12 protein-coding genes are annotated in these 8,990 nt (G+C 69.0%); 2 read left to right on the top strand and 10 right to left on the bottom strand.

Annotated features, from left to right (window positions below):
• The first annotated feature begins 81 nt into the window (after window positions 1-81).
• Window positions 82-1,137, top strand: a complete 1,056-nt coding sequence (locus Q0C81_RS11805; RefSeq protein ID WP_291837934.1) for a GGDEF domain-containing protein — start codon at window positions 82-84, stop codon at window positions 1,135-1,137.
• Between the two features lie 38 nt (window positions 1,138-1,175).
• Window positions 1,176-1,961, top strand: a complete 786-nt coding sequence (locus tag Q0C81_RS11810; RefSeq protein ID WP_291837936.1) for a 1-acyl-sn-glycerol-3-phosphate acyltransferase — start codon at window positions 1,176-1,178, stop codon at window positions 1,959-1,961.
• On the opposite strand, the gene Q0C81_RS11815 is transcribed toward Q0C81_RS11810, so the two are convergent.
• The 10 genes from Q0C81_RS11815 to Q0C81_RS11860 all read right to left on the bottom strand — a co-directional run.
• Complete coding sequence (locus Q0C81_RS11815; RefSeq protein ID WP_291837938.1) at window positions 1,958-2,764, bottom strand: MetQ/NlpA family ABC transporter substrate-binding protein; 807 nt, start codon at window positions 2,762-2,764, stop codon at window positions 1,958-1,960. The genes Q0C81_RS11810 and Q0C81_RS11815 overlap by 4 nt on opposite strands.
• A gap of 24 nt (window positions 2,765-2,788) precedes the next feature.
• The gene (locus Q0C81_RS11820; protein ID WP_291837941.1) at window positions 2,789-3,445 is read right to left on the bottom strand and encodes a methionine ABC transporter permease; all 657 of its coding nucleotides are present in this window, start codon (window positions 3,443-3,445) and stop codon (window positions 2,789-2,791) included.
• Window positions 3,445-4,449 carry a methionine ABC transporter ATP-binding protein gene (locus Q0C81_RS11825; protein WP_291837945.1) on the bottom strand — a complete coding sequence of 335 codons (1,005 nt, stop codon included), beginning with the start codon at window positions 4,447-4,449 and terminating at the stop codon, window positions 3,445-3,447. Before Q0C81_RS11825 ends, Q0C81_RS11820 begins: the two co-directional genes overlap by 1 nt.
• A 1-nt stretch (window position 4,450) precedes the next feature.
• Complete coding sequence (locus Q0C81_RS11830; protein ID WP_291837948.1) at window positions 4,451-4,840, bottom strand: iron-sulfur cluster assembly accessory protein; 390 nt, start codon at window positions 4,838-4,840, stop codon at window positions 4,451-4,453.
• Window positions 4,841-4,847: 7 nt separating this feature from the next.
• Window positions 4,848-5,246 carry an SUF system Fe-S cluster assembly protein gene (locus Q0C81_RS11835; protein WP_291837950.1) on the bottom strand — a complete coding sequence of 133 codons (399 nt, stop codon included), beginning with the start codon at window positions 5,244-5,246 and terminating at the stop codon, window positions 4,848-4,850.
• Complete coding sequence (locus Q0C81_RS11840; RefSeq protein WP_291837953.1) at window positions 5,243-6,481, bottom strand: aminotransferase class V-fold PLP-dependent enzyme; 1,239 nt, start codon at window positions 6,479-6,481, stop codon at window positions 5,243-5,245. Before Q0C81_RS11840 ends, Q0C81_RS11835 begins: the two co-directional genes overlap by 4 nt.
• Window positions 6,460-7,614, bottom strand: a complete 1,155-nt coding sequence (gene sufD, locus Q0C81_RS11845) for a Fe-S cluster assembly protein SufD (protein WP_291837956.1) — start codon at window positions 7,612-7,614, stop codon at window positions 6,460-6,462. The genes Q0C81_RS11840 and sufD overlap by 22 nt, the downstream gene beginning before the upstream one ends.
• Window positions 7,611-8,360, bottom strand: a complete 750-nt coding sequence (sufC, locus tag Q0C81_RS11850; RefSeq protein ID WP_291837964.1) for a Fe-S cluster assembly ATPase SufC — start codon at window positions 8,358-8,360, stop codon at window positions 7,611-7,613. The genes sufD and sufC overlap by 4 nt, the downstream gene beginning before the upstream one ends.
• 2 nt (window positions 8,361-8,362) lie before the next feature.
• The gene (locus Q0C81_RS11855; RefSeq protein ID WP_291837958.1) at window positions 8,363-8,680 is read right to left on the bottom strand and encodes a hypothetical protein; all 318 of its coding nucleotides are present in this window, start codon (window positions 8,678-8,680) and stop codon (window positions 8,363-8,365) included.
• 59 nt (window positions 8,681-8,739) lie between these two features.
• Window positions 8,740-8,990: SufD family Fe-S cluster assembly protein (locus Q0C81_RS11860; protein ID WP_291837961.1), on the bottom strand; the 251-nt coding region annotated here is incomplete at its 5' end.

An 8,990-nucleotide genomic window follows, 5' to 3' on the forward strand; every position in this document is an offset into this window, starting at 1 on the left:
ACCCGGCGTTACCGATCGGCGTTCTAGCGTCTTGCCGCTGTATCCGTTCGTCAGGGGCGGATGCATGGGGAAGAATTCCGCATGACCTCGTCGGTCGAGACCACGCTCCGGGGACCGGAAGCCTATAGCCTGTCGCGTCGGGTGATCGATGAGATGGAGGCGGCGGGCGTCTGGCCGACCCCGCTGAATTTCGAATTGTGGCTCCACTATCTCGGGGACCCCGATGGGGCCCTGGGCCGTGAGATCCAGCGCATCCTGGCCGCCGAAGAGCCGTTCACCGAGGCCACCGCCGACATGCTGGCGGCCGAATACCTGCCGCGCGGACGCCTGACCGAAGAGATCCGCGACGCCGGCCGGGTGCTGGACCGCGAGCTGTCCAGCGTCGCCGACGCCATCTCCCGGGCCCACAGGTCCCAGGCCGCCTACGGCCAGACCCTGGACAAGGCCGCCAGCAGCATCGACGCCGCCGGCGACGGCGAGACCCTGAAGACCATCGTCGGCGGCCTGAGCACCGCCACCCGCCGGGTCCAGCGCGAGAACGAGACGCTGGAGAAGAAGCTCGACGCCTCCACCAAGGAGGTCGCCCGCCTGCGCGAACACCTGGAACAGGTGCGCCGCGACGCGATGACGGACGCCCTGACCAACCTGGCCAACCGCAAGGCCTTCGACGAACATCTGGCCGCCGCCTGCCAGCAGGTCGAGGCCGACGGCGAACCGATGGTCCTGGCCGTCCTCGACGTCGATCACTTCAAGCGCTTCAACGACACCTGGGGCCACCAGACCGGCGACCAGGTCCTGCGCTATGTCGCCAGCGTCATCGGCCGCTACGGCCAGTTGCCCCGCATCGCCGCCCGCTACGGCGGCGAGGAGTTCGCCATCATCTTCCCGCGCGAGAGCAGCAGGCAGGTCGAGGTCGCGCTGGAGGCCATCCGCAAGGAGATCGCGTCGCGCTCGCTGCGACGCCGCTCCACCAATGACGAACTGGGTGCGGTGACCATCTCCGCCGGCTTCGCGGTGCGCCGTCCGGGCGAGACGGGCTCGACCCTGCTGGAACGCGCCGACGCGGCCCTCTACGCCTCCAAGCGGACCGGGCGGAACCGGGTCACCTCGGCCGAATCGCTCGACATCGCCGCCTGATCGGTTGGCCTGCCGTCAGAACAGGGCATAGTCCCCCCATGCGCAGCTTCGCCTTCGCGATCGCCTACTGGTCGCTGTCCATCGTCTACACCCTGGCCGCCTGTATCGCGGCCCTGGCGCCCGGCCGCGGGGCCACAGGCTGGATCATCCGCCGCTATGTGAAGCGGATGGTGCAGGCCATGCGCGTGCTGGCGGGCATCCGCATCCAGTATCGCGGCGAGGACCGGCTGCCGCAGGGCGCCTTCATCATCGCCTCCAAGCACCAGAGCTGGGGCGACGGCTTCGCCACCTACGACCGGTTCCAGGACCTGGCCTTCGTCACCGGCGACCACCTGGAGAAGTTTCCGCTGCTCGGCACGGTGCTGCGCAAGCTGGGGGCCATCGTGGTCAACAACTGCGGCGGCCGCGCCGCGCGCGACGCTCTCAAGCACCGCGCCGCCGACGCCCACGCCGAGGGCCGCAAGATCCTGATCTATCCGGAAGGCAACCTGGCCAAGGTCGGCGAGAAGTATCGCTACCGCTCGGGCGTCTGGCACATGTACCGCGACTTCGACATGCCGGTGGTGCCGGTCGCGACCAACCTGGGCCTGTTCTGGCCGCAGGAGGCGTTCCGCAAGAACCCGGGCACGGCCACGCTGGAGTTCCTTGACCCCATCCCCACTGGCCTGCCGAAAGACGAGTTCCTGGCCCGGCTGGAGGCCGCCGTCGAAGGCCGCACCGCCGAACTGATCGCCGAGGCCACGGGCAATCCCGTCACCCCCGCCGTTCAGGTGCCGACGCCGGACGAGGTGAAGAAGGCTGCGGCCGCGGCGAGCGCCGCCTAGGCCGCCGGAATCACCGCGCCTTCGTACTTCTGCGCGATGAAGTCCTTCACCGCCTGGCTGCGCAGGGCGCGGGCCAGGGCCTGCACGCGCGGGTCGTTCTGGTTGTCGGGGCGGGCCACCAGATAGTTGATGTAGGGGCTGTTCGCCCCCTCCAGCACCAGGGCGTCGGCGCGCGGCTTCAGGCCTGCGTCGAGCGCGTAGTTGGTGTTGATCACCGCCGCATCGACCTGCGGCAGGATGCGCGGGATGGTCGCCGCCTCAACCTCGCGGAAGACCAGGCCCTTCGGATTGCCGGTGATGTCGCGCACCGTCTGCAACGGGTTCTGGCCGTCGCGCAGGGTGATCAGGCCCGCCGACTGCAACAGTAGCAGCGAACGCCCGGTGTTGGAGGCGTCATTGGGCAGGATCACCTGCGCGCCGTTCGGCAGGGCGGCCAGCGCCGTATGCTTCTTCGAATACAGGCCCAGCGGCTCGACGTGCACGCCCGCCACGGTGATCAGGCTGGTCCCGCGCGCGGCGTTGAACTCCTCCAGATAGGGCTTGGTCTGGAAATAGTTCACGTCCAGCCGGCGCTCGGCCAGCTGCACGTTCGGCTGGACGTAGTCGTTGAACACCTTGATCTCGATCGGCACGCCCTCGGCGGCCAGGATCGGCTTGACGACCTCCAGGATCTCGGCGTGCGGCACGGCGGTCGCGCCGACCAGCAGCGGGCCGCCCTCGGCGCCCTTCTTCTCCCCGCCCGCGCCGCAGGCGGCGAGCGTCAGGACGGCGGCGGCGGAAAGCAGGAGCGAACGACGGATCATGGCAGGGCCTTTCGGGGGGAGCGATCAGCGGCGGGAGACGGCGGCGACCACGCGGTCGCCGATCATCTGGAGGATTTGCACCAGCACCAGCAGCAGGACGACGGTCACGACCATGACGTCCGTCTGGAAGCGCTGATAGCCGAAACGCACGGCCAGGTCGCCCAGGCCGCCGGCCCCGACCACCCCCGCCATCGCGGTGTAGCTGACCAGGGCGATGGCCGTGACGGTCGCGCCGGCGATGACGCCCGGCAGGGCTTCGGGCAGCAGGGCGCGGGTGACGATCTGGAAGGTGGAGCCGCCCATGGCCTGGGTCGCCTCGACCACGCCCTTGTCCACCTCGCGCAGGGCCGTCTCGACCAGGCGCGCATAGAAGGGGGCCGCGCCCACGACCAGCGGGGGGATGGCCCCGGCCACGCCCAGCGAGGTCCCGACCAGCAGCACCGTCACCGGCAGCATGACGATCAGCAGGATGATGAAGGGCACCGAGCGCAGCACATTGACCACGAAGGACAGCACGGCGTTCAGCACCGGATTGGCCGCCAGCCGCCCCTTGCCCGACAGGTACAAAAGCACGCCCAGCGGCACGCCCAGGATCACCGTCAGCACCAGCGACCCACCCAGCATCAGCAGGGTGTCCACGGTGGCGCGGCCGATCTCGCTCCAGTCGACGTTGTCGAACATCAGGCGGCCTCCCCCAGGACGCTTTCAACCGAAACGCCGCGCGCGGTCAGTTGCGCCACCGCCGCCTCGGCGTCGCCGCCGGTGAAAGCGACCACCAGCTGGCCGTAGGGCTCGCCCCGGATGCGGCTGATGCGGCCCGACAGGATCGAATAGTCCACGCCCACCGAGCGCGCGACGCGGCTCAACTCGGGCTCATAGGTCGAGGCGCCGCGGAAGGTCAGCTTGGCCAGCCGCGCCCCGGCGGGCACGACCGAGGCGTCGAACGCCTCCTCGCCCTCGGCCAGCATGGCGCGGGTCACCGGATGCTGCGGATGCAGGAAGACGTCGGCCGTCGCGCCCTGCTCCACGATCCGGCCGTCCTTCAGCACCGCCACCCGGTCGCAGACCCGGCGCACCACCTCCATCTGGTGGGTGATCAGCACGATGGTCAGGCCCAGGTCGCGGTTCAGCCCGTCCAGCAGGGTCAGGATCTCCTCGGTCGTCTCGGGATCCAGGGCGCTGGTCGCCTCGTCGCACAGCAGGACGCCGGGGCCGCAGGCCAGGGCGCGGGCGATGCCGACGCGCTGCTTCTGGCCGCCCGAAAGCTGGGCCGGATGCTTGTTCGCGTGCTCGGACAGGCCCAGCCGCTCCAGCAGCTCAGCCGTCCGCGCCTTCACCTCCGCCTCGGGCCGCCCTTCCAGCCGCAGCGGAAAGGCCACGTTCTGCGCGATCGTCTTGGCGTTCAGCAGGTTGAAATGCTGAAAGATCATGCCGATCCGACGCCGTGCCGCGCGCAGCTCGGCCGGGTTCAGGGCGGTGATCTCCTGCCCGTCCACGAACACCTTGCCGGCGTCCGGCGTCTCCAGCCGGTTGATGGTGCGGATCAGGGTCGACTTGCCGGCGCCCGAGCGGCCGACCACGCCGAACACTTCGCCCTTGGCGACATGCAGGTCGGCGCTGTCCAGCGCCACGCGCTCGCCCGCCGCGCTGCGATAGCGCCGGGTCACCCCCTCGAGGCGGATCATCTCAGTCGGCCTTTACCGGAACGATGGTGACGCTCTCGCCGCAACCGCAGGCATCGGTCTGGTTCGGGTTCCGGAACACGAATTTGGAAGCCAGCTTCGAGGTCTCGAAGTCCAGCTCCGAACCGATCAGATACAGCACCGCCTTGCCGTCGATCAGCACGGTGGCGCCCTTGTCCTCGACCACCTCGTCCAGCGGCTGGATGCTGTCGGCGAAGGCGAAGGTGTATTCCTGACCCGCGCAGCCGCCGTTCTTGATGCCGACGCGCAGGCCCACGACCGAGCCCTCGGCCGAGGCCATCAGGTCCTTCACGCGCGCGGCGGCGGCGTCCGTCAGGCTGATCGCCTTGGGACGGGGACGGCGCGGACGGGTGGTGGTCGAAAGTTCGCTCATCCGGTCCTCAGAACATGTTGAGCGCGAGTTTGGCCTCGTCGCTCATCTTGGAGGGATCCCACGGCGGGTCGAAGACGATGTCGGCGCGGGCCGAGCGGATGCCGTCGACCTTCATCACCGCCTGCTCGACCCAGATCGGCATCTCGCCGGCCACGGGACAGCCGGGGGCGGTCAGGGTCATCTCGACCTGCACGTCGCGCTCGTCCGACAGGTCGACCTTGTAGATCAGGCCCAGCTCATAGATGTCGACCGGGATTTCCGGATCGAACACCGTCTTCAGCGCCTCGATGATGTCGTCGGTCAGCTTGTCCAGCTCCTGCTGGCTGATCTTGCCGGATTCCACCGCGGCGGCGCGGCCGCCGTCATCGTCCGGTGTCGGGGCTTCAGAGGTCATCGGGTCGGTCATGCAAAGAACTCACGCGCCTTGATGAGGGCGTCGGCGAACGCGTCGGCGTCCTCGGTCGTATTATATAGGGCGAAGCTGGCCCGGGCGCTCGACGTCAGGCCGAACCTTTTCGCCAGCGGCTCGGCGCAGTGCAGGCCCGCGCGCACGGCGACGCCGTAGCGGTCCATCACTTGGGCGATGTCATGGGCGTGGGCGCCCTCGACGGTGAAGGTCAGGATGGCCCCCTTCCCTTCCGCCTCGCCGATCACCTTCAGCCAGTTCACGCCGTCCAGCCGCGCCCGCGCATGGGCGTAGAGCGCCCGCTCGTGGGCGTCGATCGCCGCCTTGTCATACTGGCTCAGCCACTCGATCGCCGCGCCCAGGCCGATGGCCTCCAGGATCGGCGGCGTGCCCGCCTCGAACCGGTGCGGCGGCTTGGCGTAGGTCACCCGGTCCATCTCGACCGTCTCGATCATCTCGCCCCCGCCCTGGTAGGGCGGCAGGGCCTCCAGCGCCTTGGTCGTGCTGTACAGGGCGCCGATGCCGGTGGGGCCGTACAGCTTGTGGCCGGTGAAGGCGTAGAAGTCGCAGCCGATGGCCTGCACGTCCGGCAGGCCATGCACCGCGCCCTGGCAACCGTCGATCAGCACCTTGGCGCCGACCGCATGGGCCATGCGGGTGATCTCGGCCACCGGATTGATGGTGCCCAGCACATTGGACATGTGGGTGACGGCAACGACCCTGGTCCTCGGCCCCAGCACGTCGGCATAGGCCGCCATGTCCAGCGACCCGTCGTCCAGCAGCGGAATCCACTTCAGCACCGCCCCGCGCCGCTCGCGCAGCAGGTGCCACGGCACGATGTTGGAGTGGTGCTCCATCTGGCTGACGATGATCTCGTCGCCCGGCTGGATCGACAGGCCGATCCCGTTGGCGACCAGGTTGATCGCCTCGGTGCCGCCCTTGGTCCAGACGATGTTGTCGGGGCTTTCGGCGTTCAGGAACCGCGCCACGCTCTCGCGCGCGGCCTCGAACGCCTCGGTCGTCTCATTGGCCAGGGTGTGCAGGCCGCGGTGGACATTGGCGTAGCTGCCCTCCATCGCCGCCGTCAGGGCGTCGATCACCGCCCGCGGCTTCTGCGCCGAGGCGGCCGAGTCCAGATAGACCAGCGGCTTGCCGTTCACCGTCCGCGACAGGATCGGGAACTGGGCGCGGGCGGCGTAGGCGTCGAAGGTCTTCACAAGCGTTCCGTCAGCCACGTCCTCGCCACCTCTCTCGCGCCCTCGTGCGCGATGCGGTCCACCACCTCGATCAGGAAGGCCTGGGTCAGCAGCGCCCGCGCCTCCTCGGCCGGAATGCCGCGCTGCTGCATGTAGAACAGGGCCGACTCGTCCAGATTGCCGACCGTGTTGCCGTGCGCGCACTGCACGTCGTCGGCGTAGATGATCAGCTCCGGCTTGGCGTCGATCTCGCCGCGCTCGCCCAGGATCAGGGCGTGGTGGCCCATGCGGGCGTCGGTGCCGTCGGCCCCGCGCTCGACGATGATCTTGCCCTGGAAGACCCCGCGCGCGGTGTCGCGCACCACCCCCTTGGTCAGCTGGCTGGTCAGGCCGTCGGGGCCCAGGTGATCGACCACGCTGGTCAGGTCGGTGTGGCGGTCGCCGGACAGGGCGTAGAGACCGTCCATGCGCACCGTCGCGCCCTCGCCCGCGTGGGCGATGCGGGTTTCCAGACGCTGCAGCTTCGCGCCCGAGGCGGCGATGGTCTGGTGATAGGCCGCCTGCTTCGACAGCCGGACCTCGACCGACGCCACCGAAATCGCGTCGTGCGGCTCGTCGACCAGGACGACCCGCTCCAGCGTCGCGCCCTCCTCGACCGTGATCTCCAGCAGGGTGTTGGACAGATAGGCTTCGCCCCACCCTTCGTGGGATTCCAGCAGGGTGGCGTGGGCGCCGGCCTCGACCACCACCCCGATCCGGGCGTGGTGACCGGTCCTGACCGCGTCGCTGAGCAGACGCAGCGCCAGGGTGCGGGGCGCGCCGGCCTTGAACGAGATGATGTAGACGCCCTCCAGCGCCTTGGCCGCGGCCAGCGCGCCCATCGGCATCTCGTCGGCCATCCGCGGCGCGTCCGGGCCGGCGTGGTGGCTGACCTCGATGCCCGGCTCCATCTCGCCTTCCGACCACCAGTTCAGGCGGCCGTTGGCGATCAGCACCTCATTGCGCGTCAACGCCTTGAACGGCCCGGCATTGGGCTCGCCTTCGGGCAGGGCGGGCGACAGCGGCGGCTCGTCCCGCAGCCAGCGGCGCAGGTCGGAATATTTCCACGCCTCGGTCCGCCGCGACGGGATCGTCTCGACAGTCTTCAGGTCGATGCGCACGGGGGCGTTCACGCCGCCTGCACCATGTACTGGTCGTAGCCGTCGGCCTCGAGCGCGTGCGCCAGCTCCGGGCCGCCCGAGGCGACGATGCGGCCGCCGACCAGCACGTGGACGCGGTCGGGTTTGATGTAGTCCAGCAGGCGCTGGTAGTGGGTGATCACCAGCATCGACCGCTCCGGCGAGCGCATGGCGTTCACCCCGTCGGCGACGATGCGCAGGGCGTCGATGTCCAGGCCCGAATCCGTCTCGTCCAGGATCAGCAGCGACGGCTCCAGCAGGGCCATCTGCAGGATCTCCATCCGCTTCTTCTCGCCGCCCGAGAAGCCGACGTTCAGCGGCCGCTTGAGCATGTCGAAGTCCATCTTCAGCGCCGCCGACGCCGCCTTGACCAGCTTCAGGAAGGCGGGGGCCGAGACCTCGTCCTCGCCGCGCGCGCGCTTCTGGGCGTTCAGGGCCGTGCGGATGAAGGTCATCGCCGGCACGCCGGGGATCTCCAGCGGATACTGGAACGACAGGAAGACGCCCTTGGCCGCCCGCTCGGCCGGATCAAGCGTAAGCAGGTCGTCGCCCTTCCACGCCACGGCGCCCTCGGTCGCCTCATAGCCCGGCCGGCCCGACAGGGCGTAGCCCAGCGTCGACTTGCCCGCCCCGTTCGGCCCCATGATGGCGTGCACCTCACCGGCGGGAACGTCGAGCGTCAGCCCCTTGAGGATCGGCTTGTCGCCGACGGAGACGTGGAGATTGGAGATGGAAAGCATGGTCAAACAGTCTCTTCCAAAGGCAGGATCGCGCCTTCGGGCATCGTCCAGTTCGTGGGGATATGATCGAAATCGCCGCCGCAGATCGTCCGACCGTTCGGATCGAATGCGATGAAGATCCAGCGGGGCGGGTCGGGGAAGCCGTGCCAGACGCGCTCCATCAGGATCCAGCTCTCGTTATCGACCTCGACGGCCGCGACGAGAAACTCCGCATAGGTCTTGAGCGTTTTGTGATCTTCAAACGTCTTCTGCTCGGTGGCGTTCGGCGTCCGCCATTCCACCTTCCGCGCGAGGCGTTCGTTGGCGCGCGCGTCATTCATTAGGCCCGCTGAAGGCGCTTCCTTCGCGACCTTGTTGGCGAAGCCGACTCGGCGATCCGTCATCCGACAGACCCTTCCAGACTGATCGCCACCAGCTTCTGCGCCTCGACGGCGAACTCCATCGGCAGTTGCTGCAGCACGTCGCGCACGAAGCCGTTGACCAGCAGGGCCACCGCCTCCTCCTGCGACAGGCCGCGCTGCTGGGCGTAGAACATCTGATCGTCGCTCAGGCGCGTCGTCGTCGCCTCGTGCTCCAGCTGGGCCGAGCCGTTGCGGGCCTCGATATAGGGCACGGTGTGCGAGCCGCACT

This window comes from Brevundimonas sp. (genome assembly GCF_023259385.1).
GTDB lineage: Bacteria > Pseudomonadota > Alphaproteobacteria > Caulobacterales > Caulobacteraceae > Brevundimonas.